The organism is Geodermatophilaceae bacterium NBWT11 (assembly GCA_014218215.1).
In the GTDB taxonomy this organism is placed as follows: domain Bacteria; phylum Actinomycetota; class Actinomycetes; order Mycobacteriales; family Geodermatophilaceae; genus Klenkia.
On record CP043652.1, the window covers coordinates 2,977,449 to 3,003,817 of the forward strand.

Here is a 26,369-nt window from a genome sequence, read left to right on the forward strand (position 1 = left end):
GGGGTGGCGCGCAGGGGGACACTGACGGCGTGGGTCGCCTCATCGCCGTCGTGCTGTTCATCGCCGTGATGGTGCCCGCCGGGCTGCTCGCCCGCGGCTGGGCGCGTGCAGCCGACCGGCGGGCCGTGGCCGGTGGGGGTGTCGAGCTCGTGCCGCCGTCCGAGGCCGGTGCCGCGGTGCTCGCCCGGCAGGCCCGGCACGGCCGCCGGGTGCGCCAGCTCGGGTTCGGCCTGGGGCTCGTCGCCGTGATCGCCAGCGTGGTCCTGTTCGCCGAGGCCTCGGTCTTCCTGTGGCTGCCCGCCCTGGTCGTCGGCCTGTTGGCCGGTGTCGTCCTGGCCGAGGCCACCCGCCCCCGCCCGCGCTGGGCGGTGTCCTCCCCGGCCCGCCGGCCCCGGCGGTCCGAGCAGGTCTCGCCCTGGCTGCTCTGGGCGATGCGGGCCGCCGTGCTCGGTGAGGTCCTCGCGGCCGGTGCCCTCTGGCGGTCCGGGGACCTGGACGGGCCCGTCGCCGCGGTCGCCGTCGGCGTGCCGGTGGTCGTGTGGCTGCTGGCCGAGACCGCGCTGCTGCGGGTCCTGGTGCGCCCGCTGCCCGCCGAGGGTGCCGACGTCCCGGTCGACGAGGCGCTGCGGACCTGGACGGCGCACCTGGTCACCGCCGCGGTGAGCGTGCTGGCGCTGCTGCCGCTGGGCGTGCTCCTGCTGGTCGCGGGTCTCGGCCTGGGCGACCGCCCCACCGACGGCATCGACCTGCTCCCGGTGGCCCTGGTGGCCGGCGGCTTCTCCGCCCTCACCGCCGGCCTCGCCGTGGCCGTGTTCCTCTTCACCTGGCTGAAGCCGGTGCGGCACACCGAGCCCGCGCTCGCCGGCTGAGCCCGGACCCGCACCGTGGGTCTGCTCACACGGGCAGCGCCCGCCTGGTCCCACCCACCCCGCCCGTCACCTGCGCGGTCGTGACGCGTGGTGTCGGCGTGGCGACTGTGAGTCGACTCGTCGACCTGCTTTCCTGCTGTCGCACCATTGCCTTCCGTTCCAGGTTCGTTATCGTGTCGTGACCGACCAGTCGGGGTGGGGAACACCTCGGACGGCGCCTCGGGAGACCCCCGGACGCTCCCGTCGGACACAGTCAGACGCGGCCGCCGTCCCCACGGTGTCCGTGCCGCCTGCCGTCCGGAGTTCCCCTGCCCGGGCCCCGTGACCCGTGGATGTGTTGTGCGCCGTTCCCTGAAGCTCTCGCTGTTCGCCCTCGTGCTCGTGGGCCTCCTCGGCGGCTCGTTCGCCTACGTGCTGGCCCAGAAGTCGGTGACCCTGACCGTGGACGGCGAGTCCCGCCAGGTCGACACCTACGCCGCCACCGCGGGGGAGCTGCTCTCCGACGAGGGCCTGCAGGTCTCCGCCGACGACGTCGTCCTGCCCGGCACCGACGCCGCCGTGGACGACGGCGACACCGTCGTCCTGAACCGCGCGCGTCCGCTGCAGCTGACCGTCGACGGCGTGAGCCGCGAGGTCACCACCACCGCCCTGTCGGTGGACGAGGCACTGGACCAGCTCGGCATGCGTGAGGAGGGCTACGTGCTCTCGGCCTCGCGCAGCGAGCGCCTGCCGCTGGACGGGATGGCCCTGGAGGTCACCACGCCCAAGACCATCACCGTGGTCGCCGACGGTGCGACGCAGAGCATCACCACCACCTCGGCGACCGCCGGGGACCTGCTGACCGAGCAGGGCCTCACCCTCGGCGAGACCGACCGCATGACGCTCTACCCGACCACCCCGCTGATGGACCGGATGGTCCTGCAGGTGTTCCGGGTGCAGGTCAGCGAGGTCACCGAGACCCAGCCGATCGAGTTCGAGACCGTCGAGACCGAGGACCCGGCCTCGCCCGAGGGTGACGAGACGGTCACCACCGAGGGCGTCGCCGGCGAGCGCACCGTCACCTACACCGTGACCGTCACCGACGGTGTCGAGACCGGGCGCGTCGTGGCCAGCGACACCGTCACCCGGGAGCCGGTCGCCGAGCAGGTCAGCGTCGGCACGATGGAGGCCCCGGCCCCCGCAGCGGCCCCGTCGTCCTCCTCCACCAGCAGCTCCGGTGGCGGCAACACCGGTGCCGCCCCGCCGGCGTCCAGCGGTGGCCTGGACTGGGACGCCCTGGCGCGGTGCGAGGCCGGCGGCAACTGGTCGATCAACACCGGCAACGGCTACTACGGCGGCCTGCAGTACAACATCAGCACCTGGAACGCCTACGGCGGTCAGGACTTCGCGTCGCGGCCGGACCTGGCCACCCGCGAGCAGCAGATCGCCGTCGGCGAGCGCACCTACGCCGCGCGCGGTGCCTCGCCGTGGCCGTCCTGCGGCCGTCTGCTGTAACGGTCACCCGCTGAGCGCCACCCCCGACGTCGGCGACGGGCTGCTGGGCCCGGCTGCGATCCGCAGCCTGGCCCAGCAGCTCGACCTGCGTCCGACCAAGCAGCTCGGGCAGAACTTCCTGCACGACGCGAACACCATCCGCCGGATCGTGCGGACCGCCGACCTGCGCCCGGACGACGTCGTCCTGGAGGTCGGCCCCGGCCTGGGCTCGCTGACCCTGGGCCTGCTGTCGGCCGCCGCCCACGTCACCGCCGTGGAGATCGACCCCCGGCTGGCCGACCTGCTGCCGACCACCGTCGCCGGGCGCACCCCGCACCTGGCCGACCGGCTCAGCGTGGTCACCGCCGACGCGCTGCGGCTCACCGAGCTGCCCGGCCCGGCGCCCACCGCGCTGGTGGCGAACCTGCCCTACAACATCTCGGTGCCGGTGCTCCTGCACCTCCTGGAGCGCCTGCCGACCATCCGGACGGCGCTGGTGCTGGTGCAGCTCGAGGTCGCCGACCGGCTGGCCGCGAAGCCGGGCAGCGACGCCTACGGCGTGCCCAGCGTCAAGGCCGCCTGGTACGCCGACGTCAAGCGCGCCGGCGCAGTCGGCCGGCCGGTGTTCTGGCCGGTGCCCAACGTCGACTCCGGGCTGGTCCAGCTGGTCCGCCGCGAACCGCCCGCCGGTGACCGTGCGGCCACCTTCGCCGCCGTGGACGCCGCGTTCGCCACCCGCCGCAAGGGCCTGCGGGCGGCGCTCGCCGGCTGGGCCGGGAGCCCGGCCGCCGCGGAGACCCGGCTGCGGGCCGCGGGCATCGACCCCACCTGGCGCGGCGAGCGGCTCTCGGTCACCGACTTCGCCCGGCTGGCCGCCACCGACCCCGTCGCGGCAGGCTGACCGGCGTGGCGAACGCGACCTCCGGTGGGCCCGGACGGATCTCCGGGGACGGCTCGGTCACCGCGCACGCCCCTGCCAAGGTCAACGTGCACCTCGGCGTCGGACCGTTGCGCGAGGACCGGTTCCACGAGCTGACCACGGTGTTCCTCGCCGTCTCGCTCTACGACTCGGTGACGGCGTGGCCCGACGAGGGGCTCTCGCTGACGGTGTCCGGCGAGGGCGCCACCGACGGCGCGGTGCCCACCGACTCCCGCAACCTGGTCTGGCAGGCCGCCGAGCTGCTCGCCCGGCACGCCGGGGTCGCTGCCGACGCCGCGCTGCACGTGGACAAGTCGATCCCCGCCGCCGCGGGCCTGGCCGGGGGCTCGGCCGACGCGGCCGCCGCCCTGGTCGCCCTCGACGCGCTCTGGGGCACCCACGCCACCCGCGGTGACCTCGCCGGTCTCGCCGCCCAGCTGGGCAGCGACGTCCCCTTCAGCCTGCTCGGGGGGACGGCGGTGGGCACGGGACGGGGGGAGCAGCTCTCCCCGGTGCTCGCCCGACGCCGCACCGACTGGGTGCTGGGGATCGCCGGGGAGGGCCTGTCCACCCCGTCGGTCTACGCCGAGCTCGACCGGCTGCGCGCCGCGGGGGAGCTGCCGGCCGCCTCGACCGCAGGCGCACCCGACGACGTCGTCGCGGCCCTCGGCGGCGACCCGGGCGCCCTCGGTGCCGCCCTTGCCAACGACCTGCAGGCCCCGGCGCTCGCCCTGCGCCCCGACCTGCGCGGCGCCCTGGACGCGATGACCGCCGCCGGTGCGCTCGGGTCGCTCGTCAGCGGCTCGGGACCGACCGTTGCCGGGCTGGCCACCGACGCCGAGGCGGCCGAGTCGCTGGCCGACGCGCTCGCGCGCACCGGGCTGTTCCGCGCGCTGCGCGTCGTGCACGGGCCCGTGCCCGGTGCGCGCCTGGTCGGCTGACCCCGGTGCCCGTGCTCGCCCCCGCGGACCCGGCGCCCTAGGCTCGGGCCCTGCCTCCCGGGCGTGCCCGGAGCGGTGGGGGATGGGGTAATCGGCAGCCCGCCGGCCTTTGGAGCCGTGCAGTCTCGGTTCGAGTCCGAGTCCCCCAGCTGGTCAGACCGTCGTCCCGCCCGTGGAGGAAACCGCTTGTCCGAGCCCCTCGTCCCGTCCGCACCCGGCGGGTCGCTCGTGAGCGCCGTCGTCGTCCTCGCCGCCGGACAGGGCAGCCGGATGAGGTCCGGCACCCCCAAGGTGCTGCACCCCCTCGGCGGGCGGTCGATGCTCGGGCACGTGCTGGCCGCCGCGGCCCCGCTGGGCGCCGAGCAGACCGTCGTCGTCGTCGGGTCCGGCCGGGAGGCCGTCACCGCCCACCTGGCCCAGATCGCACCGCTCGCGCTGCCGGTCGTCCAGGAGCAGCAGAACGGCTCCGGGCACGCCGCCGCGGTCGCCCTGGACGCCGTCCCCGGCCTCAGCGGTGCCGTGCTCATCGTCAACGGCGACGCCCCGCTGCTGCGCACCAGCACGGTGCAGGCCCTGGTCGAGGCGCACCGCGCCGCCGGGGACCTGCTGACCGTGCTCACCGCGACCGTGCCCGACCCCACCGGCCTGGGCCGGATCGTGCGCGACGAGCAGGGCCGGGTCACCGCCATCGTCGAGGAGCGGGACGCCACCGACGAGCAGCGGGCCATCACCGAGGTCAACGCCGGGGTCTACGTGGGGGACGCAGCCAGCGTGCGCGAGGCCCTCACCCGGGTCGGCGCGGCCAACGACCAGGGCGAGCAGTACCTCACCGACGTCCTCGGCCTGCTGGTCGGGGACGGACGCCCGGTGGGCGGTCACCGCGCCGCCGACGCCGCCGACACCCTGGGCTGCAACGACCAGCGCGAGCTCGCCGCCCGCCGCCGCACCCTCAACGACCGCGTCCTCGACGACCTCATGCGCGCCGGGGTCACCGTGGTCGACCCCGACACCACCTGGGTGGACGTCACCGTCGAGGTCGCCGCCGACGCCGTCCTGCAGCCCGGGACCCAGCTGCTGGGCGCCACCGTGGTGGCCACCGGCGCCGTCGTCGGACCGGACACCACGCTCACCGACTGCGAGGTGGGGGAGGGCGCCCGCGTCGTCCGCACGCACGCCGAGCTCGCCGTCGTCGGCCCGGACGTCTCCGTGGGGCCCTTCGCCTACCTGCGGCCGGGCACGAGGCTCGCCCGCGGCTCGAAGGTGGGCACCTTCGTCGAGACCAAGAACGCCTCGCTCGGGGAGGGCTCGAAGATCCCGCACCTGTCCTACGTCGGGGACGCCACGATCGGCGAGGGCACCAACATCGGCGCCGCCACCGTGTTCGTGAACTACGACGGGGTCGCCAAGCACCACACCACGATCGGCAGCCACGCCCGCACCGGCGCCGACAACATGTTCGTGGCCCCGGTCACCGTGGGCGACGGTGCCTACACCGCCGCCGGCTCGGTGATCACCGATGACGTCCCCGCGGGGGCCATGGGCGTGGCCCGGGCCAAGCAGCGGAATGTGGCAGGCTGGGTCGGCCGCCGCCGTCCCGGGACGCCCGCGGCCGACGCAGCCGCTGCCAGCAGCACCCCACCACCGGCCGACGACCAGCAGGGGCCTCAGTCATGAGCTCGATCAGCCAGACGCCCACCAAGAACCTGATGCTCTTCTCCGGCCGCGCCTACCCGGAGCTCGCCGAGGAGATCGGTGGCCACCTCGGCGTCGCGCCCACGCCGACCTCGAGCTACGAGTTCGCCAACGGGGAGCTCTTCGTCCGATTCGAGGAGTCCGTCCGCGGCTCGGACGCCTTCGTCGTGCAGAGCCACACCGCGCCGATCAACACCTGGCTCATGGAGCAGCTGATCATGGTCGACGCGCTCAAGCGCGCCTCGGCCAAGCGGATCACCGTCGTCGCGCCGTTCTTCCCCTACGCCCGGCAGGACAAGAAGCACCGCGGCCGCGAGCCCATCTCCGCCCGCCTGGTCGCCGACATGTTCAAGACCGCCGGCGCGCACCGGCTCATGTCCGTCGACCTGCACACCGCGCAGATCCAGGGCTTCTTCGACGGCCCCGTCGACCACCTCTTCGCGATGGACCTGCTCATCGAGGAGGTCAAGCGCAAGTGGGGTGGCCGCGACCTCACCGTCGTCTCGCCCGACTCCGGCCGCGTCCGGGTGTCCGAGCGCTGGTCGGACAAGCTCGGCGGCACCCCGCTGGCCTTCATCCACAAGACCCGCGACGTCACCCGGCCCAACGAGGTCGTGGCCAACCGCGTCGTCGGTGAGGTCCGCGGCCGGGTCTGCGTGCTCGTCGACGACATGATCGACACCGGCGGGACGATCACCAAGGCCGCCGAGACGCTCTTCGCCGAGGGTGCCGCCGACGTCGTCATCGCCGCGACCCACGGCGTGCTCTCCGGTCCCGCCGTCGACCGGCTCAAGAACAGCCGGGTCAGCGAGGTGCTCATCACCAACACGCTGCCCATCGCCGACGACCAGCGCTTCGACAAGCTCACCGTGCTCTCCATCGCCCCCCTGCTGGCCCGCGCCATCAAGGAGGTCTTCGAGGACGGCTCGGTGACGAGCCTCTTCGACGGCGCCTCCTAGACCGCGCGCGTCCCCGACGAGGAGCGCCCTCCTCGTCGGGGTCCGTGGGGGTGTGTAACCTGGCTCCTGTTGCCCGGCGAGGGAGGCGGACCCGGTCCGCTCTCCGTGATCGACGTGCGTGTGCCCTCGGGCCTGCCGCGTCCGCGCCGGCGATGAGACCCCGACCTGCAAGGAGCACACCACCGTGGCTGACTTCCGCCTCGACGCCGAGACCCGCACCGAGTTCGGCAAGGGCAGCGCCCGCCGCACCCGTCGCGCCGGCCGCGTCCCCGCCGTCCTCTACGGGCACGGCCAGGCCGTCCAGCACCTCTCGCTGCCCGCCCGCGAGTTCGCTGCCGCGCTGCGCAACGGCGGCACCAACGTGCTGCTGACCGTCACCCTCGAGGGCACCGAGCACCTCGCGCTGACCAAGTCCATCCAGCGCGACCCGCTGACCCGGGTCCACGAGCACGTCGACCTGCTCGTCGTCCGTCGTGGCGAGAAGGTCACCGTCGACATCCCGATCACCACCACCGGCGACGTCGCCCCCGAGACGATCATCAACTTCGAGCTGAACACCGTCTCGATCGAGGTGCCCGCCACCTCCATCCCCGAGACCATCGAGGTCGACATCGAGGGCCGCGCGGCCGGCGAGGGCATCTCCGCCGCCGACCTGACCCTGCCCGAGGGCGCCGAGCTCCTCACCGACCCCGAGGCCCAGGTCATCGGCTTCCTGGCCGCCCCGACCGCCGAGGCCCTCGAGGCCGAGCTCGCCGAGGCCGAGGCCGAGGCCGGCATCGAGCGCGACGAGTCCGACGCCGACGGCGACGTCGTCCCGGAGCCCTCCGACCAGGGCAGCGGCGAGTCGATGGACGCCGCCAGCAACTCCGCGGACAACTGAGCGGTCTCTTGACCGAGAGCACGACCCGCAGGGGCGCCGGCACCGCCGGCGCCCCTGCGGCGTCTCCCCCCAGTCCGCCCGAGGGCCCCTTCCTGCTCGTCGGGCTGGGCAACCCCGGACCCGGCTACGCCGGCAACCGGCACAACGTCGGCGCCATGGTGCTGGCCGAGCTCGCCGCCCGGGCCGGCACGAAGCTCACCCCGGGCAAGGGCCCGCGGGCGCGGTCGCTCTCCGGAGACGGACGACTGGCCGGACGACGGGTCGTGCTGGCCCAGCCCACGACGTACATGAACGAGTCCGGCGGCCCGGTGCAGGGCCTGCTGGGCTACCACTCGATCGACCCCACCTGCCTGGTCGTGGTGCACGACGAGCTCGACCTGGACTTCGACGTCGTCCGGCTCAAGCGTGGCGGGGGAGAGGGCGGCCACAACGGCCTGCGCTCGATCTCCCGGTCGACCGGGACCAAGGACTACCTGCGGGTGCGGGTGGGCATCGGCCGCCCGCCCGGGCGCCAGGACCCCGCCGACTTCGTGCTCAAGGACTTCTCGGCCACCGAGCGGAAGACCCTCGAGCTGCTGATCGGCGAGGCCGCCGACGCGACTGAGCTGCTCCTGGAGAAGGGTCTCGAGCCGGCGCAGAACCAGGTGCACCCCCGCACCTGAGACCGGGCCCACTGCGGGAGCACGCGGGGCGCGTCGGGACTAACCTCGTCGGCGGCCCCCCGCGCACCCGTGCGTCCGCCGGTGAGCGTGAGCGGTGCGGCCACCGGACCACCAGGAGTTCCCCCACCGTGACGCTGCGCGGCGTGCTCGACGTCGTCCTGTCCGACCCCGGCCTGGCCCGGGTGGTCGAGCAGGCCGGCGCTGCCGACCTGACGGTGACCGCCCCGCCGAGCGTGCAACCGCTGGTCGCCGCGGCCCTGGCCGCGCAATCGCCCGGGGCCGGGGTGCCGGTGCTGGTGGTCACCGCCGGCGAGCGGGACGCCGACCGCACCGCCGACCTGCTGCGCTGCTTCCTGCCCGACCGCCGGGTCGAGGTGTTCCCGGCCTGGGAGACGCTGCCGCACGAGCGGCTCAGCCCCCGCCCGGACACCGTGGGCCGCCGGCTCGCGGTGCTCCGCGACCTCACCCACCCCGAGGCGGCGACCGGGCGCATCGACGTGGTCGTCGCCCCGGTGCGCAGCGTGCTGCAGCCGCTGGCGCCCGGGCTGGGTGACCTGGTCCCGGTCGAGCTCGCCGCCGGCGACACCGCCGAGCTCGGCGAGATCAGCAAGCAGCTCGCCGATGCCGCCTACACCCGGGTGGAGCTGGTGGAGAAGCGCGGGGAGTTCGCCGTCCGCGGTGGCCTGCTCGACGTCTTCCCGCCCACCGAGCCGCACCCGGTCCGGGTCGAGTTCTGGGGCGACGAGGTCGACGAGCTGCGCTACTTCTCCGCCGCCGACCAGCGCTCGCTCGACGAGCGGCCCGACCGGCTGTGGGCCCCGCCCTGCCGCGAGCTGCTGCTCACCCCCACGGTCCGCGAGCGGGCCCGGGCGCTGACGCTGGAGCACCCCGAGCTGGCCGAGGTCACCGACGCACTCGCCGAGGGCATCGCGGTCGAGGGCATGGAGGCGCTCACCCCGGCGCTCATCGGCGGGGAGCACATGGAGCTGCTGACCGACCTCGTCCCGCGCGGCACGCACGTGCTCGTGTGCGACCCCGAGCGGGTGCGCAGCCGGGCCGCGGACCTGGTGCGCACCGCCGAGGAGTTCCTCGCCGCCTCCTGGCAGACCGCGGCCGAGGCCGGTCAGGCCCCGATCGACCTGGGCGCGTCGTCCTTCCGCGACCTGGAGGACGTCGCCGACGACGCCCGCGGCCGCGGGTTGCCCTGGTGGACCACCGGCGCCTTCACCCTCCAGACCGAGGACGACGACACCCACGTCACCCTGGCCGCCACCCCCGTCGAGCGCTTCCACGGCGACCAGGACGCCGCCCTGGGCCAGCTGCGCGACTGGGGCCGGGACGACTGGCGGGTCGTGCTGACCTTCGCCGGCCCCGGGCCCGCCCAGCGCGCCGCCGACCAGCTCACCGAGGCCGACCTCGGCGTCCGGCTGCTGCCCGACCTGGCCGCGGCACCCGAGAGCGGCCTGACCCACGTCACCCAGGCGAACCTGGAGGCCGGGTTCGCCTTCCCCGGCATCAAGCTCGCCCTGCTCACCGAGCACGACCTCACCGGCCAGCGCGGCACCAGCATGCGCGACGCGCAGAAGATGCCGGCCCGGCGGCGCAACGCGGTCGACCTGGTGCAGCTCCAGCCCGGGGACGTCGTCGTGCACGAGCAGCACGGCGTCGGGCGCTACGTGGAGATGGTCAGCCGCACCGTGCACGGCGGGCAGCGCGACTACCTGATCGTCGAGTACGCGCCGGGCAAGAAGAACCAGCCGCCGGACCGGCTGTTCGTCCCCACCGACGCCCTGGACCAGCTCACCCGCTACGTCGGCGGCGACGCCCCGGCGCTGTCCAAGCTGGGTGGCGCCGACTGGGCCAAGACCAAGGGCCAGGCGCGCAAGGCGGTCAAGCAGATCGCCGCGGAGCTCATCCGGCTGTACTCGGCGCGGATGGCCAGCAAGGGCCACGCCTTCGGCCCGGACACCGTCTGGCAGCGCGAGCTGGAGGACGCCTTCCCGTTCCAGGAGACGCCCGACCAGCTGGCCGCCATCGACGAGGTCAAGGCCGACATGTCCCAGCCGGTGCCGATGGACCGGATCATCTGCGGCGACGTCGGCTACGGGAAGACCGAGATCGCCATCCGGGCGGCGTTCAAGGCGGTGCAGGACGGCAAGCAGGTCGGCGTCCTGGTGCCGACGACGCTGCTGGCCAACCAGCACTTCAAGACCTTCTCCGAGCGGATGGCCCAGTTCCCGGTCACCGTCGCGGTGCTGTCCCGGTTCCAGTCCAAGACCGAGTCCGACGAGACGCTGCGCAAGCTGGCCGACGGCGAGGTCGACATCCTGGTCGGCACCCACCGGCTGCTGCAGCCCACCACCCGGTTCAAGGACCTGGGCCTGGTGATCGTCGACGAGGAGCAGCGCTTCGGGGTCGAGCACAAGGAGTACCTGAAGACGATGCGGACGGCGGTCGACGTGCTGTCGATGTCGGCCACCCCGATCCCGCGCACCCTGGAGATGTCCCTGACCGGCATCCGGGAGATGTCGACGATCCTCACCCCGCCCGAGGAGCGGCACCCCGTGCTGACCTACGTCGGGGCGTGGGAGGACAAGCAGATGGCCGCGGCCATCCGCCGCGAGCTGCTGCGCGACGGTCAGGTCTTCGTGATCCACAACCGGGTGCAGTCCATCGACAAGGCCGCGGCCACGATCCGCCGGTTGGTGCCCGAGGCCCGGGTGGCGGTGGGCCACGGCCAGATGAAGGAGCACGAGCTCGAGAAGATCATGGTCGGCTTCTGGGAGAAGGAGTACGACGTCCTGATCGCCACGACCATCGTGGAGTCCGGGCTGGACATCCCCAACGCCAACACCCTGATCGTCGACCGGGCCGACACCTTCGGGCTCTCCCAGCTCCACCAGATCCGTGGCCGGGTCGGCCGTGGGCGGGAGCGGGCCTACGCCTACTTCACCTACGACCCCAACCGTCCGCTCACCGAGACCTCGGTGGACCGGCTGACCACCATCGCGAACAACACCGACCTCGGGGCCGGCATGGCCGTGGCGATGAAGGACCTGGAGATCCGCGGCTCGGGCAACCTGCTGGGCGGCGAGCAGTCCGGGCACATCGCCGGGGTCGGGTTCGACCTCTACGTCCGCCTGGTCGGCGAGGCCGTCAGCGACTACCGCGCGCAGGCCACGGGGGAGTCCCCGGCGGTCGAGCCGGCCGACGTCCGGGTCGACCTGCCGGTCGACGCGCACCTGCCGCACGACTACGTCCCCGGCGAGCGGCTGCGGATGGAGGCCTACCGCAAGGTCGCCTCCGTCCAGGACGACGACCAGGCGCAGGCCGTGCTCGACGAGCTCACCGACCGCTACGGCCCCGCGCCGGCGCCGGTGCTCAACCTGCTCGCGGTGGCCCGCTTCCGCGCCGCGATGCGCCAGCTGGGTGTGACGGAGGTGTCCATGGCCGGGCGCAACGTGCGCATCTCACCGGTGGACCTGCGGGAGTCCCAGCAGATGAAGCTGACCCGCCTGGCCGAGGGCGTCAGCTACAAGTCCACCGTCAACACCGTCTCGCTCAAGGTGCCGGTCGGACCGGACCGCCGGACGCCGCTGCGGGACGTCGCGCTGCTGGAGAAGCTGCACGCCCTGATGTCCTCGGTCCTGGAGCCCGCCGTCGCCGCCGCGAGCTGAGGGTGTGGCAGGGTCGCGGTGTGGCCCGTCGCACACTCGCCTCCCTGCTCGCCCTCGGTGTCGCCGTGGCGGGTCTGGCCGGCTGCCGCACCTCACCCGACGTCGCCGCCTACGTGGGTGAGGCGCAGGTCGGGGTGCAGGAGCTCGACGACGCCGTGGACGAACGGCTGGCTGACGACGCCGTGGCCGGCTACGCCGCGTCGCTGCCGACCGGCGACTTCACCCGGCAGGTGCTGAACCTGATGGTCGGTGAGCGGGTCTACGACCTCGTGGAGCAGCGGTACGACCTCGAGGTCGACGACGCCGAGGTCACCGAGCGGATCGACGAGCTGCTCGGCGGGCAGAGCCAGGACCAGCTCTTCGCGCAGCTGGCCGAGCAGCAGGGCCTGCTCCCCGACGACGCCCGCGAGATCATCCGTCAGCTGCTGCTGCGCGAGGAGCTGGCGCAGGCCGAGGGCCTGGCCGACCTGTCCGACGAGGGCATCGCGGCCGCCTACGACGACGCGCGCACCGCCGGGGACCAGTTCGAGCTGGGCTACATCACCGTGCCCGACCAGGCCACCGCCGACGCCGTCGTCGCCCAGCTGCGGGCCGACCCCGCCGCCTACGAGGGCCTGGCCCTGCAGTACCCGGGCGCGTACACGTTGGAGGCCCCGCAGCTGCGCACGCCCGACGAGGTCCCCGGCGTGCTCGCCGAGGCCGTCGCGGGGGTGCTGCCCGAGGGCGTCTTCAGCCTCCCGGTCGCCGAGACCGGCGGCGTCCTGGTCGGCCAGGTGGGCTTCCCGGCCATCGAGGACCTCACCGCCGACCTCACCTCGCAGGCCCGGCAGGCCGCCTCGGACGCCGCCCAGCCGCTGGTCGACGCCCTGGAGGCCGGCCTCGACGTCGTGGTCAACCCCCGGTACGGCTCCCTGGAGGACGGCGCGGTGGTCGCCGGCGACGGGGGTGTCGTCCAGGTGCTCCAGGGGGACGCCGACAGCGACACCGGGGCAGCTGCCGGAGACTGACCCGGTGCCCGACCCCACCGCACCCACCCTGCTCACCGTCAGCACGCGGCTGCCCGGCCTGCTCGGCCCGGCCGGCTGGCAGGCCCTCGCCGGCGGCCCGGTCCTCGCCCTCCCCGGTGCCGCCGCGACCGCAGCCGTCCTGCGGGAGGCCGGCGTCGACGTCCGGGACGTGGCCGACCTGGCCGACGCCACCGGCGGGGACGTGGTGCTGCTGACCGCCGAGGAGGCCGGGGACGCCCCGGTCGTCGTCGGCACCCCGGAGCCGACCGGCTCGCGGCTGCTCGACGTCGTCGCGGTGATGGACCGGCTGCGCTCGCCCGGCGGGTGCCCCTGGGACGCCGAGCAGACCCACGCCTCGCTGCGCGGGTACCTGCTGGAGGAGGCGCACGAGGCCTACGACGCGATCACCGACGAGGACCCGGTCGCCATGCGCGAGGAGCTCGGGGACGTGTTGCTGCAGGTCGCCTTCCACGCCCGGGTCGCCGCCGAGGCGCCGGCCGACCGCCGCTTCGACGTGGACGACGTCGCCGACGAGCTGGTCGCCAAGCTGGTCCGCCGGCACCCGCACGTGTTCGCCGACGCCGGTCCCCGCGACGTCGCCGCCGTGGAACGCGGCTGGGACGAGATCAAGAAGACCGAGAAGAAGCGGACCTCGCCCACCCAGGGCGTCTCCAGCTCGCAGTCCGCCGCGGCCTGGGGCGCCGCGCTGGCCGGCCGCGCCCGCCGCGCCGACCTGCCCACCCCGGCGGCCGCCGACCTGACCGGCACCCCGGAGGACCTGGGGCAGCAGCTGCTGGCCCTCGTCGTCGCCGCGCAGCAGCGCGGCTGGGACGCCGAGGACGCGCTGCGCACCGCCGTCCGCGGCTACGCCGCCGACCTGGACGCCGCCGCCGCGGCCCGGGCCGCCCGCGGGGTCTGACCCGGCGCTGGGGAGTCGCACAGGTGTGGTTCGACGCACGCGCCTGAGACCTGACGGGCTCCCGGAGCGCCCCTAGCGTGGGGGACGGCCCGCCGTCGGTGTCGAGGCCACCCCCCACCGCTGGAAGGAGCGCCCCCTGCTGTCCGCACTCACCGACACACCCTCGGCCGCCGAGGTCGTCGACGGCGTCGTCCCCGGCGGGACCTGGCTGATGCTCGTGGTCCTCGCCGGCGCCGCCGTCATCGCCTGGCTGCTCGCCGTCGGACTCGGCCGGCTCCTGGCCAGGCTCGCCCGCCGGTCCCCGGTGCTCGCCGACCTCTCCGCCCGCGGCCGCAAGCCGCTGCGCGTGCTCTTCGTGCTGATCGCGGTCACCGCCGTCCTGGACGCCGCCACCGACGTGGGCGCCTGGCGTGACCTCGTCGTCCGGGTGCTGGGCCTGGCGCTGATCGCCACGGCGGGCTGGCTGGTCGCCGTCGCCGCCTTCGTGGTCGAGGACATCGCGCTCTCCCGCTACGACGTGGACGTCGAGGACAACCGGCACGCCCGCCGCGTGCGCACCCAGGTCTCGCTCATCCGCCGGCTGACCGTCGTGGTCATCGCGGTGATCGCGATCGCGGCGATGCTGCTGACCTTCCCCTCCGCCCGGGCCGCCGGGACGTCGATCCTGGCCAGCGCCGGGGTCATCTCCATCGTCGCCGGCCTGGCCGCGCAGACCTCGCTGGCCAACGTGTTCGCCGGCCTGCAGCTGGCCTTCACCGACGCCATCCGGGTCGACGACGTCGTGGTGGTCGAGGAGGAGTGGGGCCGGATCGAGGAGATCACCCTCACCTACGTGGTCGTGCACGTCTGGGACGACCGCCGACTCGTGCTGCCCAGCACCTACTTCACGACGACGCCCTTCCAGAACTGGACCCGCACCGAGTCCGCCGTGCTGGGCGCGGTGGAGCTCGACGTCGACTGGACCGTCCCCTTCGAGGAGATGCGTGCCGAGACCACCCGTCTCGTGCAGGGCAACCCGCTGTGGGACGAGCGGGTCGAGGTGCTCCAGGTGACCGACGCCGTCGGCTCGCTGGTGCGGGTCCGCGTGCTGGTCAGCGCCAAGGACGGGCCCACCCTGTTCGACCTGCGGTGCGAGGTCCGCGAGGGCCTGGTCGTCTGGCTGCAGCGCGAGCACCCCGGTGGGCTGCCGCGGGTCCGCAACGAGGGGCCGGCCGGCTTCGAGGCCGCGGCAGACCCGCACCCGCAGACCACGCTGATCCCGACCCAGGCCGGCCCGCGCACCGCCGGGCTGTTCACCGGGAGCATCGAGGCCCGCGAGCGGTCCCGGGCCTTCACCGGCCCCGCCGACGACGAGCAGGCCCGCCGCGAGCAGGACCGCTCGCAGCCCTAGGTGTACACCTAGGTCAGCGGCTGGTCGCGCTCGGGTCGGACCCCAGCAGCTGGGGCAGCCAGAACAGCACCGCCGCACCCAGCGCGGTGGCGACGGCGAACCCGGCCGCCCCGCTGCCGTCGACGTAGGCCCAGAGCAGACCGAGCACGGGGGCGAGCACCGCGACGACGACGTCGCCCCGCACCTGCCGGCCCATCCCGACCGGCCCGGCCCCGGGGTCCACCGGCGCCTGGCGGGTGTCGCCCCGCGGTGCCGAGCGGCGCAGCCTCCCCGACGGCCACAGCTGCTGGCCCCCGACCACCGGCACCACCAGGGACGACGAGGGGTCCCCGTGAACCTGGGCCGCCGAGTCCGGGGCGAGCCGGTCGAGCTCGGGGGCCCAGTGCACCGGCAGCCAGCGGACCCCGGTCGGGGTGACCAGCTCCAACCAGCTGCGCACCAGCAGGCCCCGGCCCACGAGGAGGTGGGTGGCGGTGACCGCGGTGGCCGGGCGGCGGGCGAGCCGGGAGCGGGTGAGCAACCGCCACCCGGTCAGCCCGGTCACCACGAGCAGGACCAGGACCACCAGCACCAGGCCGAACACGACGTCCCCGACCGCGCCGTGCGCGGCGTCCCCGTCGGTGTAGACGGGGTTCGTGCCCGTCCCCAGCGCGGTGGGGTCGTACTGGACGGTCACCGGGGTGTCCGCGGCGACGTCCTGGGCGCTGCGCAGGACCAGCAGCCCGGTGCGGTCGGTGCCCCCGGCGTCGGTGAACGCGACCTCCACGCCGCGGCCGGCGGGGTCGAGCCCGTCCTGCACGACGGTCGCCTGCGCGGTGCTGCCGGCGGCGGCCAGCGGCGCCTGGACGGCGGGCAGCCGGACGGCGAGGACCACGAGCAGGACCACCCCGACGAGCAGGACCGGGACCAGGCCGAGCAGGAGCTGGGTGCGGGCGCGGGTGTGCGGGCGGGGGGCGGGTGTGCCGGTCATCGCCGTCCATGCTCCCGCACGGCGGCGCGGGGCGGTCCGGCCGCCGCGGGAGGTCGCTAGGCTGCCCGCGTGGCCAGCATCGATGCAGTAGGCGCGCGAGAGATCCTCGACTCGCGCGGAAACCCCACCGTGGAGGTCGAGGTCGCCCTCGACGACGGCACGATCACCCGGGCAGCCGTCCCCAGTGGTGCCTCCACCGGCGCGTTCGAGGCCGTGGAGCTCCGCGACGGCGGTGAGCGCTACGGCGGCAAGGGCGTGCAGAAGGCCGTCGACGGCGTCCTGGACGTCATCGGGCCCGAGCTCGTCGGCTTCGAGGCCAGCGAGCAGCGCCTCGTCGACCAGGCCCTCATCGACCTCGACGGCACCCCCGACAAGTCCCGCCTGGGCGCCAACGCGATCCTCGGCGTGAGCCTCGCCGTGGCCAAGGCCGCGGCCGAGTCCTCCGGGCTCCCGCTCTTCCGCTACGTCGGCGGCCCCTCGGCGCACCTGCTCCCCGTCCCGATGATGAACATCGTCAACGGCGGCGCCCACGCCGACAGCAACGTCGACGTCCAGGAGTTCATGATCGCGCCCATCGGCGCGGCGACCTTCGCCGAGGCGCTCCAGATGGGCACCGAGGTCTACCACTCGCTGAAGTCGGTCCTCAAGGGCCGCGGCCTGGCCACCGGCCTGGGCGACGAGGGCGGCTTCGCCCCCTCGCTGCCGAGCAACCGGGACGCGCTGGACCTCATCACCGAGGCCGTGGAGAAGGCCGGGTACACCCCGGGCACCGACATCGGCTTCGCCCTGGACGTTGCGGCGACGGAGTTCCACTCCGCCGACGGCTACGCCTTCGAGGGCAAGACCCTCACCGCCGGTGACCTCACCGAGTACTACGCCACCCTGCTCGACGCCTACCCGATCGTCTCGATCGAGGACCCGCTGTCGGAGGAGGACTGGGAGGGCTGGGTCGACCTGACCGCCGCCCTCGGCGACCGCGTGCAGATCGTCGGCGACGACCTCTTCGTCACCAACCCCGCCCGGCTGGCCGACGGCATCGCCCAGGGCGCGGCCAACGCGCTGCTGGTCAAGGTCAACCAGATCGGCACGCTCACCGAGACCCTCGACGCGGTCAACCTGGCGCACCGCTCGGGCTACCGCTCGATGATGAGCCACCGCTCCGGCGAGACCGAGGACACCACGATCGCCGACCTCGCCGTCGCCACCGACTGCGGGCAGATCAAGACCGGTGCCCCGGCCCGCTCCGAGCGCGTGGCCAAGTACAACCAGCTGCTGCGCATCGAGGAGGAGCTCGACGACGCCGCCCGCTACGCCGGCGCCGCCGCCTTCCCGCGGCACAGCACCGGCGCCTGAGAGCACCCCCGTGGCCACCGCCCGCAACCGGCGCCCCGAGTCCGGCGGCACCCGCCGCCGGACCCCGGCGCGACCGGCGCGGGCGGGGGCCCGGGGGAGCGCCGACAGCCGGCAGGGCCGGCGGCGCACCCGTCGTCCGGCCCGGACGGCGACGACCACGAGGCGCACCCCGCTCTTCACCGGCCGCGCGGTCCTGCTCGGGGCGCTCGTGCTGCTGCTGGCCCTCACCCTGGCCGGCCCGGTGCGCTCCTACGTCGCCGGCCGGCAGGAGCTGGCCGAGCTCGCCGCCGACAGCCAGGCGCTCTCGCTGCGGGCGCAGCAGCTGCAGACCGAGCTCGACCGGCAGTCCGACCCCGCCTACGTCGCCCAGCAGGCCCGGGAGCGGCTCAACTACGTGCTGCCCGGCGACCGGCTCGTGGTGATCGCCGACGGCGAGGTCGGCGAGGACGAGCAGCCCACCCAGACCCCGGGCGCCGCGGACGACGCCGAGCAGCCGCCCTGGTACGAGGGCCTGCTCGAGTCCATCACCACCGCAGACAGCTGACGGGCGTGGGGCAGACTCACCCGGTGAGCACCCCCGTGAGCCCCGAGGACCGGGACGTCGTGGCCCGGCAGCTCGGCCGGCCCCCGCGCGCCCTGGTCGGCGTCGCCCACCGCTGTCCCTGCGGGCAGCCCGACGTCGTGCAGACCGCCCCCCGGCTGGAGGACGGCACGCCGTTCCCCACGCTGTACTACCTGACCTGCCCCCGGGCCACGGCCGCGGCGAGCCGGCTGGAGTCCGAGGGCGCGATGAAGCAGTGGCAGGCCGACCTGGCCACCGACCCCGAGCTGGCCGCGGCCTACCTGGCCGCGCACGAGGCCTTCCTGGCCACCCGGGACGCCGTCGACGTGCTGCCCACCCGGGCCACCGCCGGCGGGATGCCCGACCGGGTCAAGTGCCTGCACGCTCTGGCCGCGCACTCCCTCGCCGCCGGCCCCGGGGTGAACCCGATCGGTGACCGGGCACTGGCCGGCATGGGGGAGTGGTGGGCGGCTGGTCGCTGCGCGGCGCCCTCGCCGCAGGACCCCGCCGACGTGCGGACGACGCCGTGACCCGGGTCGCTGCGATCGACTGCGGCACCAACTCCCTGCGCCTGCTGGTCGCCGACGTGCCCGCCACCGGCCCGCACGTGGAGGTGGTCCGCCGGATGGAGGTGGTCCGCCTGGGGGAGGGCGTCGACGCCACCGGGCGGCTCGCCCCGCAGGCGATCGAGCGCACCCGCCGGGTGTTGGCCGAGTACGCCGCGACGGCCCGCGACCTGGGCGTCGAGCGCACCCGGATGGTGGCCACCAGCGCCAGCCGGGACGCCGCCAACCGGGCCGACTTCGAGCAGATGGTGCAGACGACCCTCGGCCAGCTGCCCGACGTCGTCCCCGGGCTGGAGGAGGCGGGGCTCTCGTTCGTCGGCGCGACCGGCTCGCTGGCCTCGGCCGCCGCGGCGCACGGGGGGGCCGTCCCCGCGGCCCCGTACCTGGTGGTCGACATCGGCGGTGGGTCCACGGAGTTCGTGCTGGGCGACGACGCCGGGGTGCGGGCGGCCCGGTCGGTGGACATCGGGTGTGTGCGGCTCACCGAGCGGCACCTGCACTCCGACCCGCCCACCGCCGACGAGATCCAGCGCGCGGAGTCCGACATCCGCGAGGCGCTGGTCTCCGTCGTCGCCGAGGTGCCCGTCGGGGAGGCCGCGACCCTGGTCGGGCTGGCGGGCTCGGTGACCACGGTCGCCGCGCTCGCCCTGCGCCTGCCCGGCTACGACGCGACCGCCGTCCACGGTGCCCGCATCCCGGTCGGCGCGGTGCGCTCGGTGGCAGCCGGCCTGCTGACCGCGACCCGCGCCCGCCGGGCGACGCTGCCGGTGATGCACCCGGGGCGGGTCGACGTCATCGGCGCCGGTGCACTGGTGCTGCGGGTGGTGATGGACGCCCTCGACCTCGACGAGGTCGTGGTCAGCGAGCACGACATCCTGGACGGGATCGCGCTCTCGCTGGTGAGGTGAGGGAGGGCCCCGCCGCGGCGGGGCCCTCCCGTCACGCCGCGCTGTCGGCGTTCGCGCCGGCCGGGATCTTGCCGGTCAGCTTCGTGTAGGCCTTGGCCGCGCCGCGGGCGGCGAACAGCCGGCCGAAGGCCACCAGGACACCGGACACCGCGGCCCACGCCAGGGCATCGCCCCAGCCCACGCCGGGGACGTCGGGGTTCTTCGGCGGCGGCGTGCCGCGGACCTTCAGCCAGGCGGCGTCGGCCACCTTCTTCACCACGATGCCGGTCGGGATCGCCAGCGCGGGACCCAGCAGCTTGTACAGCGCCGGGGTCTTCACCTTCTGCTTCTTGGCCACCAGACGATCATGCCGCCCCGGACCGCCGCGCGCCGGACGGGCATCATCACCGGGGTGGCACGCGACGCCGACGGCTTCTCCGTCACCCGCACCCCTGCCGGCGTGGCCCGGGGGGCCCGGACCGCCCTGGACCTGGCCGCGGTCGACGAGCGGGTGTCCGGCTGCCGGGCCTGCCCCCGGCTGGTCGCCTGGCGCGAGGAGGTCGCCGTGGTCAAGCGGGCCTCGTTCCGGGACCAGGAGTACTGGGGGCGCCCGGTGCCGGGCATGGGGCCGGCCGACGCGCGGATCGCCGTCGTCGGGCTCGCGCCGGCCGCACACGGGGGCAACCGCACCGGTCGGGTCTTCACCGGGGACCGGTCCGGCGACTGGATCTTCGCGGCGCTCTGGCGGGCGGGGCTGGCCAACCAGCCCACTTCGGTGAGCAAGGACGACGGGCTCGAGCTCACCGACGTGCGGGTCGTCGCCGCCGTGCGGTGCGCGCCACCGGCCAACGCACCCACCCCGGCCGAGCGCGACACCTGCTCGCCCTGGCTGGCCCGGGAGCTGGAGCTGCTGCCGCGGTTGCGGGTGCTGGTCGTGCTCGGCGGGTTCGGCTGGCAGGCGCTGTGGCCGGTGCTCGCCGCGGCAGGGGTGCCCCTGCCGCGTCCCCGCCCCGCGTTCGGGCACGGGGTGGAGGTGACCCTGCAGGGCCCGAACGGGCCGCTCACCCTGCTGGGGAGCTACCACGTGAGCCAGCAGAACACCTTCACCGGGCGGCTCACCGAGCCCATGCTGGACGCCGTGCTGACCCGGGCCACCGAGCTCGCGGCGACCCGCTGACCACTACGGTCAGCGGGTCCGCCCCCGTAGCCCAACCGGCAGAGGCAGGCCCCTTAAAAGGGTCACAGCGTGGGTTCGAACCCCACCGGGGGCACTGCGTTGCTTCGCCCCTCTAAGGGTTTCCGCGCCTGAGGTCAACCCTTGTTCTCGCGGGACGAGTGGGTCACGGTCGTCACAGGAGACCCACAGGGTGGTGGGTCCGGGCGGAGAGGCTGACACCGTGGACGCACTCGAGGACCACCGGCGACGCAGCCGGTCACGATGGACGGCGGTGGGCGCTGCGGTGCTGCTGGCCGGCAGTGGGCTGCTGGCGGCGACGCCGGCGCTGGCCGCCCCGGGCGGCGGCGGTCCGGGCGGCGGGCCCGGGGGAGCCCCGGCCGGCTGCGAGCGGCGGGTGAACGCGAGCGTGGAGAAGCTGCTGCGCTGTGTCACGCCGGAGGGCGTGACCGAGCACCTGCAGGCGCTCCAGGACGTCGCGGACGCCAACGGCGGGAACCGGGCCTCGACGACGCCGGGCTACACGGCGTCGATCGACTACGTGCAGGACACCCTCGAGGCGTCGGGTTACGAGGTCAGCGTCACCGACTTCTCCTACGACGAGGTGTCCTATCCCGGCGGGTTCGCCCAGGTGTCGCCGACGCCGACCACGTACGAGCAGGGCGTCGACTACCTCCCCGCCGATGGCACGGGCGAGGGTGACCTGCAGGGGGTCACGGTCACCGCCGTCGCCCCGGGTACGGGAGCCAGCGGGTGCACGGGCACCGCGATCGGGGTGCTGACCGGGACCGTCGCCCTGATCGAGCGGGGGACGTGCTCGTTCGGGGAGAAGGTCACCAACGCGGCCGCGGCAGGCGCGGTCGGCGTGATCCTGGTGAACAACGTCGAGGGCCCGCTCAACGCGACTCTCGGCGGACCGGCGACCATCCCGGCTGTCGGGGTGCCCACCACGGTGGGGGCGGGCCTGGCCGGTGCTGTGGTCGACCTGTCCGTCGCGGTCGAGACGACCACGCAGACCACGCAGAACCTCACCGCCGAGCTGCCCGGTCGGGTCTCCGACGGTGTGGTCGTCGTCGGCGGTCACCTGGACTCCGTGCCCGAGGGTCCGGGGATCAACGACAACGGCTCGGGTTCGGCGACCATCCTCGAGGTGGCGCAGAACCTGGCCAACACCCGGCTGCAGCACCCGGTCCGCTTCGCGTTCTGGGGGGCCGAGGAGCTCGGCCTGCTCGGGTCGCAGGCCTACGTCGACAGCCTGTCGGAGGAGGAGCTGGCCCGGATCGGCTCGTACCTGAACTTCGACATGCTCGGCTCGCCGAACTACGCGAACTTCGTCTACGACAGCGACGGCTCCTCGTTCCCCGCGCCCGAGGGCTACGTGAGCCCGGAGTCCGCCGCCATCGAGCAGACCTTCGAGGACTTCTACGGCTCGCGGGGCATCGCGTTCGAGGACACCGAGTTCGACGGCAGGAGCGACTACCAGGCGTTCGCCGACGCGGGCATCCCGTCCGGCGGTCTCTTCTCCGGCGCCGAGGGTCTGAAGACCGATGCCCAGGCGGCTGCGTACGGCGGGGTGGCCGGGCAGCCCTACGACGCCTGCTACCACCAGGCCTGCGACGACATCGACAACGTCAGCGCGGTCGCCCTGGACCAGAACTCCGACGCGGTCGCCTACGCCGTCCTGACGATCGCCCAGGCCGGCTCCGGTCCGGGTCAGGGTGGACCGGGCCACGGTGGCGGACCGGGTCAGGGCGGTCCGGGCCACGGTGGTCCCGGTGGTGGGGGCGGTCCGGGCCACGGTGGCCCCGGCCACGGTGGTCCCGGCCACGGGCACGGTGGCGGGCCCGCGGCCTGACCCCACGGCACGCACGGCAGGTGGGGCCCCCGGACGACCGTCCGGGGGCCCCGCCTGTCGTCCGGCTCACCCGTACGGGTGCGCAGGTCACGCCGCGGTCACGTCCAGAGGACTCTCAGGAACGCTTCCCGGGCACGGGGCGTTGTGCAGGACGAGTGGGGTGCCGAACAGGCAGTCCACGCACCCGACCGAGTCACCTCGAGGAGATGACGATGCCCAGCAGCAACCCGGCGTTCAGTCGCGGCTTCCCCGGCGCGACGAACAGCGCTCCGAACGCCACCTGGGGCCAGGGGCCCCAGCAGCAGTACGGCGCGCCCGCGCAGCAGAACCCGTACGCCCAGCCCTCGCCGTACGCGGCCTCGGGCACGCAGTACATGACGATGGACGACGTCGTCACCAAGACCGGCATCTCGTTCCTGGTGACCGTCCTGGCCGCCGCGGCCGTCTGGGCCCTCCCGGGCCAGGCAGCCTGGGGCCTGGCGATGCCGGCCGCGATCATCGCGCTCGTCGTCGGCCTGGTGATCTCGTTCAAGCAGATCGCCAACCCCGTCGCCACGCTGGCCTACGCCGCCCTCATGGGTGCCGCCGTCGGCGCGATCAGCGAGGCCTTCAACACCGTCTACCCGGGCATCGTCGTCCAGGCCGTGATCGGCACGTTCGGCGTCTTCTTCGGGATGCTGGTGGTCTACAAGACCGGCGCCATCCGGGTCACCCCGAAGCTCACCCGCTGGATCGTCGGCGCCATGTTCGGGGTCCTGGCCCTGATGCTGGTCAACCTGGTCGCCAGCCTGTTCGGCTTCAACACCGGCCTGCGTGACGGTGGCCCCATCGCCATCGTGTTCAGCCTCGTCGTCATCGGCGTCGCTGCGTTCTCGCTGCTGCTGGACTTCGACATGGCCGACGAGGCCATCCGTCGGGGCGCCCCGCCGAAGTTCGCCTGGTACATCGCGTTCGGCCTGCTCGTCACGGTCATCTGGCTGTACCTGGAGATCCTGCGTCTCCTGAGCTACTTCCGCGAATAAAGGACCACGTCCCACCCCACGACGCGCTTCGCACGCCGCGGGACCCTGGGACGCGGCCGAACACGAATCGAGGCCCGGTCCCCGTCAGGGGGCCGGGCCTCGGTCCGTTCTCAGGTCAGCTGAGGCGCTCGAGCACCATCGCCATGCCCATGCCGCCGCCGACGCACATGGTCTCCAGGCCGAACGTGCCGTCGGTGGAGCGCAGGCCGTTGAGCAGGGTGCCGGTGATCCGGGCGCCGGTCATGCCGAAGGGGTGCCCGACGGCGATGGCCCCGCCGTGCACGTTCAGCTTGTCGATGTCGATGCCCAGGTCGCGGTAGCTCGGGATGACCTGCGCGGCGAAGGCCTCGTTGATCTCCACGAGGTCCATGTCGTCGACGGTCATCCCCGCGCGGGCCAGGGCCTGGCGGGACGCCTCGACGGGGCCGTAGCCCATGATCTCCGGGGAGAGCCCGGTGACGGCGGTGGACACGATCCGGGCCAGCGGGGTGATGCCCAGCTCGGCGGCCTTGGTGTCGCTCATGACCACCAGCGCCGCGGCGCCGTCGTTGAGCGGGCAGGCGTTGCCGGCGGTGACCCGACCGTCGGGACGGAAGACCGGCTTGAGCCCGGAGATGCCCTCCAGGGTGGTGCCGGCGCGCGGGCCGTCGTCGGCGGAGACCACGGTGCCGTCCGGCGTGGTCACCGGGGTGATCTCCCGGGCCCAGAAGCCGTCGGCGATGGCCTTCTCGGCCAGGTTCTGCGAGCGGACGGCGAACTCGTCCATCTCCGCGCGGGAGACGTCCTTCAGCAGCGCCAGGTTCTCCGCGGTCTGGCCCATCGCGACGTAGACGTCGGGGATGCCGCCGTCCTCGCGGGGGTCGGTCCAGGAGTCCGCGCCGGACTCGGCGACCGCGGCGATCTGGGCCTTGCGGTCGGCGAAGACCGGGTTCTCGGTGTCCGGCAGGCCGTCGGAGTTGCCCTTCGCGAAGCGGGAGACCATCTCCACGCCCGCGGAGATGAACACGTCGCCCTCACCGGCCCGGATCGCGTGCATGGCCATCCGGGTGGTCTGCAGCGAGGAGGAGCAGTACCGGGTGATCGTGGTGCCGGGCAGGTGGTCCATGCCCAGCAGCACCGAGACGACCCGGCCCATGTTGAAGCCCTGCTCGCCACCGGGCAGACCGCAGCCGAGCATCAGGTCGGAGATGTCCCGCGGGTCCAGCGAGGGCACCTGGTCCAGGGCCGCGCGGACGATGGTGGCGGTCAGGTCGTCGGGGCGCAGGTCCTTCAGCGACCCCTTGAACGCCCTGCCGATCGGGGAACGGGCAGCGGCGACGATGACGGCTTCGGGCACAGGGACCTCCACGGTGAGGCGCCACCCGCGTGGTGGCGTCCGGTCGCCGTCGAACGTACCCCCGGTGGCTACTGGCCAGTAGCTAGCGGTCGACCTGCACGCCGTCGGCAGCGACCGCGCCCACCTCGGCCGGGCTCGCCATCTCCGGCGGCCGTCGGCGGCGCAGGCGCGCCCACGGTCCGCGGGGTCCGGCGTCCTCGCCGCGCACCTCGGTGGCCTGCACCTCGGTGCCGGTGCGGCCTGCGGCGCGGGCCGCGGCCTGGGCGACCGGGCGCACGGTGTCCCGACGCAGGGAGCGCAGCCCACGGTCGGCGGAGGCGGGCCAGACACCGAGCGAGTCGGCGATCGAGGGGAGCAGCGACGCGGCCGCCGCGGCGTACCCGGCGGCCGAGGGGTGGAACTCGTCGCTGGAGAACATCGTGCGGTCGGTCGCGAACGCCGGGCCCAGCACCGACCCCAGCGACACCGTGCGCCCGCCCTCGGCGACCACGGCGATGGTCTGGGCCGCGGCCAGCTGGCGGCTCCACCGGCGGGCCAACGTGCGCAGCGGCTGGGCGATCGGCCGGATGGTCCCGAGGTCGGGGCAGGTGCCCACGACGACCCGGCAGCCGGCGGCCTCCAGGGTGCGGACGGCCTCGGCCAGCCGCCGGACGGCGATCGCGGGCTTGGTGCGGCTGGTGACGTCGTTGGCGCCGATCATCACCATGGCGATGTCGGGGGAGTGCGGCAGCACCCGCTCGACCTGGCCGGCCAGCTCGGTGGAGCGCCCGCCGGAGCGGGCCACCTTGACCAGCCGGACCGGGCGTTCGGCCAGCTCGGCCAGCGCCGCGGCCACGAGCACGCCGGGGGTCTCCGCGGCGGTCTGCACGCCCAGCCCCACGGCGCTGGAGTCACCCAGCACCGCGAGCACGAGCGGGGCGCCGCGGTAGTGGCCGTACACGCCCTCGCCGGTGGGCGGGTCGGCCTGGGCGGTGCGGCTCTCGATGCCCCGCCGGGCCCGCCGGGCCTCCTCGCGCAGGAGCTGCACCAGGGCGGCCCCGGCCAGCCCGACGCCGCCCCCGCCGTAGACGGCAGCCGTGGCGAGCTTCCGTGCCCTGCTCGCCCGCGTCACGTCGTCCTCCGGTTCGTCGTCGTCCTGACCTGCAGGCTAGCTCCCACCCCGGCGGGGGCCGCTCCCCCTACGGTGGGGTCGTGACCCAGGAGCCGCCCACCCCCGCCGCCGACGACGCGCGGCGCGCCCAGATCGTGGCCGTCCT

The 26,369-nt window shown here is 74.5% G+C and carries 22 protein-coding genes, 2 tRNA genes and 1 pseudogene; 21 read left to right on the forward strand and 4 right to left on the reverse strand.

Annotated elements, in window-relative coordinates; genetic code table 11:
* Positions 1 to 29 precede the first annotated feature (29 nt).
* From F1C76_14285 to F1C76_14345, 13 genes and pseudogenes are all read left to right on the forward strand, one after another.
* Positions 30 to 869, forward strand: coding sequence for a hypothetical protein (locus tag F1C76_14285; GenBank protein ID QNG37596.1), 840 nt, complete (start codon positions 30 to 32; stop codon positions 867 to 869).
* A 339-nt stretch (positions 870 to 1,208) separates the two neighbouring features.
* Positions 1,209 to 2,363 (forward strand): DUF348 domain-containing protein, encoded by a 1,155-nt coding sequence (locus F1C76_14290; protein QNG37597.1) that lies wholly within the window; start codon positions 1,209 to 1,211, stop codon positions 2,361 to 2,363.
* Positions 2,364 to 2,373: 10 nt separating this feature from the next.
* Positions 2,374 to 3,243, forward strand: coding sequence for a 16S rRNA (adenine(1518)-N(6)/adenine(1519)-N(6))-dimethyltransferase RsmA (gene rsmA / locus F1C76_14295; GenBank protein QNG39256.1), 870 nt, complete (start codon positions 2,374 to 2,376; stop codon positions 3,241 to 3,243).
* A gap of 5 nt (positions 3,244 to 3,248) precedes the next feature.
* Complete coding sequence (locus F1C76_14300) at positions 3,249 to 4,202, forward strand: 4-(cytidine 5'-diphospho)-2-C-methyl-D-erythritol kinase (protein ID QNG37598.1); 954 nt, start codon at positions 3,249 to 3,251, stop codon at positions 4,200 to 4,202.
* 76 nt (positions 4,203 to 4,278) lie between these two features.
* A tRNA-Gln gene (locus F1C76_14305) sits at positions 4,279 to 4,351 on the forward strand.
* Between the two features lie 37 nt (positions 4,352 to 4,388).
* On the forward strand, positions 4,389 to 5,876 hold the full coding sequence (glmU, locus tag F1C76_14310; protein ID QNG37599.1) for a bifunctional UDP-N-acetylglucosamine diphosphorylase/glucosamine-1-phosphate N-acetyltransferase GlmU: 1,488 nt from the start codon (positions 4,389 to 4,391) through the stop codon (positions 5,874 to 5,876).
* A complete protein-coding gene (locus tag F1C76_14315) occupies positions 5,873 to 6,853 on the forward strand; it encodes a ribose-phosphate diphosphokinase (GenBank protein ID QNG37600.1) in 981 nt (326 codons plus the stop codon). Before glmU ends, F1C76_14315 begins: the two co-directional genes overlap by 4 nt.
* A 184-nt stretch (positions 6,854 to 7,037) precedes the next feature.
* Complete coding sequence (locus F1C76_14320; protein ID QNG37601.1) at positions 7,038 to 7,733, forward strand: 50S ribosomal protein L25/general stress protein Ctc; 696 nt, start codon at positions 7,038 to 7,040, stop codon at positions 7,731 to 7,733.
* An 8-nt stretch (positions 7,734 to 7,741) separates the two neighbouring features.
* Positions 7,742 to 8,395 (forward strand): aminoacyl-tRNA hydrolase, encoded by a 654-nt coding sequence (locus F1C76_14325; GenBank protein QNG37602.1) that lies wholly within the window; start codon positions 7,742 to 7,744, stop codon positions 8,393 to 8,395.
* Positions 8,396 to 8,523: 128 nt separating this feature from the next.
* Positions 8,524 to 12,072, forward strand: a complete 3,549-nt coding sequence (gene mfd, locus F1C76_14330) for a transcription-repair coupling factor (protein QNG37603.1) — start codon at positions 8,524 to 8,526, stop codon at positions 12,070 to 12,072.
* Positions 12,069 to 12,515: pseudogene (locus F1C76_14335) on the forward strand (hypothetical protein). Before mfd ends, F1C76_14335 begins: the two are co-directional and overlap by 4 nt.
* Before the next feature lie 568 nt (positions 12,516 to 13,083).
* Complete coding sequence (locus F1C76_14340; protein QNG37604.1) at positions 13,084 to 13,998, forward strand: MazG family protein; 915 nt, start codon at positions 13,084 to 13,086, stop codon at positions 13,996 to 13,998.
* Between the two features lie 211 nt (positions 13,999 to 14,209).
* Positions 14,210 to 15,388, forward strand: a complete 1,179-nt coding sequence (locus F1C76_14345) for a mechanosensitive ion channel (GenBank protein ID QNG37605.1) — start codon at positions 14,210 to 14,212, stop codon at positions 15,386 to 15,388.
* 8 nt (positions 15,389 to 15,396) lie between these two features.
* Here F1C76_14345 and F1C76_14350 read toward each other — a convergent pair whose 3' ends face one another.
* The gene (locus F1C76_14350; protein ID QNG37606.1) at positions 15,397 to 15,669 is read right to left on the reverse strand and encodes a hypothetical protein; all 273 of its coding nucleotides are present in this window, start codon (positions 15,667 to 15,669) and stop codon (positions 15,397 to 15,399) included.
* A gap of 758 nt (positions 15,670 to 16,427) precedes the next feature.
* On the opposite strand from F1C76_14350, the gene F1C76_14355 reads away from it, so the two are divergent.
* The 4 genes from F1C76_14355 to F1C76_14370 are packed head-to-tail and all read left to right on the forward strand — an operon-like array spanning position 16,428 to position 19,747.
* Positions 16,428 to 17,711, forward strand: a complete 1,284-nt coding sequence (locus tag F1C76_14355; GenBank protein ID QNG37607.1) for a phosphopyruvate hydratase — start codon at positions 16,428 to 16,430, stop codon at positions 17,709 to 17,711.
* Positions 17,712 to 17,721: 10 nt separating this feature from the next.
* Complete coding sequence (locus tag F1C76_14360) at positions 17,722 to 18,255, forward strand: septum formation initiator family protein (protein ID QNG37608.1); 534 nt, start codon at positions 17,722 to 17,724, stop codon at positions 18,253 to 18,255.
* Positions 18,256 to 18,278: 23 nt separating this feature from the next.
* Positions 18,279 to 18,803: a DUF501 domain-containing protein gene (locus F1C76_14365; GenBank protein QNG37609.1), complete on the forward strand. Its 525-nt coding sequence runs from the start codon at positions 18,279 to 18,281 to the stop codon at positions 18,801 to 18,803.
* Positions 18,800 to 19,747 carry a Ppx/GppA family phosphatase gene (locus F1C76_14370; protein QNG37610.1) on the forward strand — a complete coding sequence of 316 codons (948 nt, stop codon included), beginning with the start codon at positions 18,800 to 18,802 and terminating at the stop codon, positions 19,745 to 19,747. Before F1C76_14365 ends, F1C76_14370 begins: the two co-directional genes overlap by 4 nt.
* Positions 19,748 to 19,778: 31 nt before the next feature.
* Here the strand turns inward: F1C76_14370 and F1C76_14375 are convergent, their stop codons facing one another.
* Positions 19,779 to 20,084 (reverse strand): DUF4235 domain-containing protein, encoded by a 306-nt coding sequence (locus F1C76_14375; GenBank protein QNG37611.1) that lies wholly within the window; start codon positions 20,082 to 20,084, stop codon positions 19,779 to 19,781.
* Between the two features lie 9 nt (positions 20,085 to 20,093).
* On the opposite strand from F1C76_14375, the gene F1C76_14380 reads away from it, so the two are divergent.
* The 4 genes from F1C76_14380 to F1C76_14395 all read left to right on the forward strand — a co-directional run bounded on the left by F1C76_14380 (position 20,094) and on the right by F1C76_14395 (position 23,777).
* Positions 20,094 to 20,903 (forward strand): uracil-DNA glycosylase, encoded by an 810-nt coding sequence (locus tag F1C76_14380; protein QNG37612.1) that lies wholly within the window; start codon positions 20,094 to 20,096, stop codon positions 20,901 to 20,903.
* Positions 20,904 to 20,923: 20 nt separating this feature from the next.
* Positions 20,924 to 20,997: transfer RNA gene (locus F1C76_14385), tRNA-Leu, on the forward strand.
* Between the two features lie 126 nt (positions 20,998 to 21,123).
* Positions 21,124 to 22,755 (forward strand): M20/M25/M40 family metallo-hydrolase, encoded by a 1,632-nt coding sequence (locus tag F1C76_14390; GenBank protein ID QNG37613.1) that lies wholly within the window; start codon positions 21,124 to 21,126, stop codon positions 22,753 to 22,755.
* Between the two features lie 212 nt (positions 22,756 to 22,967).
* A complete protein-coding gene (locus F1C76_14395) occupies positions 22,968 to 23,777 on the forward strand; it encodes a Bax inhibitor-1/YccA family protein (protein QNG37614.1) in 810 nt (269 codons plus the stop codon).
* Positions 23,778 to 23,892: 115 nt separating this feature from the next.
* Here F1C76_14395 and F1C76_14400 read toward each other — a convergent pair whose 3' ends face one another.
* Both F1C76_14400 and F1C76_14405 read right to left on the reverse strand, forming a co-directional pair.
* The gene (locus tag F1C76_14400; GenBank protein ID QNG37615.1) at positions 23,893 to 25,113 is read right to left on the reverse strand and encodes an acetyl-CoA C-acetyltransferase; all 1,221 of its coding nucleotides are present in this window, start codon (positions 25,111 to 25,113) and stop codon (positions 23,893 to 23,895) included.
* 82 nt (positions 25,114 to 25,195) lie between these two features.
* Positions 25,196 to 26,224 (reverse strand): SGNH/GDSL hydrolase family protein, encoded by a 1,029-nt coding sequence (locus tag F1C76_14405; protein QNG37616.1) that lies wholly within the window; start codon positions 26,222 to 26,224, stop codon positions 25,196 to 25,198.
* Positions 26,225 to 26,369 lie beyond the last annotated feature (145 nt).

What these genes read in the sequence shown, in the direction of transcription:
- F1C76_14315 (QNG37600.1), top strand. Translation starts at nt 5,873, where the DNA reads ATGAGCTCGATCAGCCAGACGCCCACCAAGAACCTGATGCTCTTCTCC.
- F1C76_14345 (QNG37605.1), top strand. Translation starts at nt 14,210, where the DNA reads ATGCTCGTGGTCCTCGCCGGCGCCGCCGTCATCGCCTGGCTGCTCGCC.
- F1C76_14380 (QNG37612.1), top strand. Translation starts at nt 20,094, where the DNA reads ATGCCGCCCCGGACCGCCGCGCGCCGGACGGGCATCATCACCGGGGTG.
- F1C76_14395 (QNG37614.1), top strand. Translation starts at nt 22,968, where the DNA reads ATGCCCAGCAGCAACCCGGCGTTCAGTCGCGGCTTCCCCGGCGCGACG.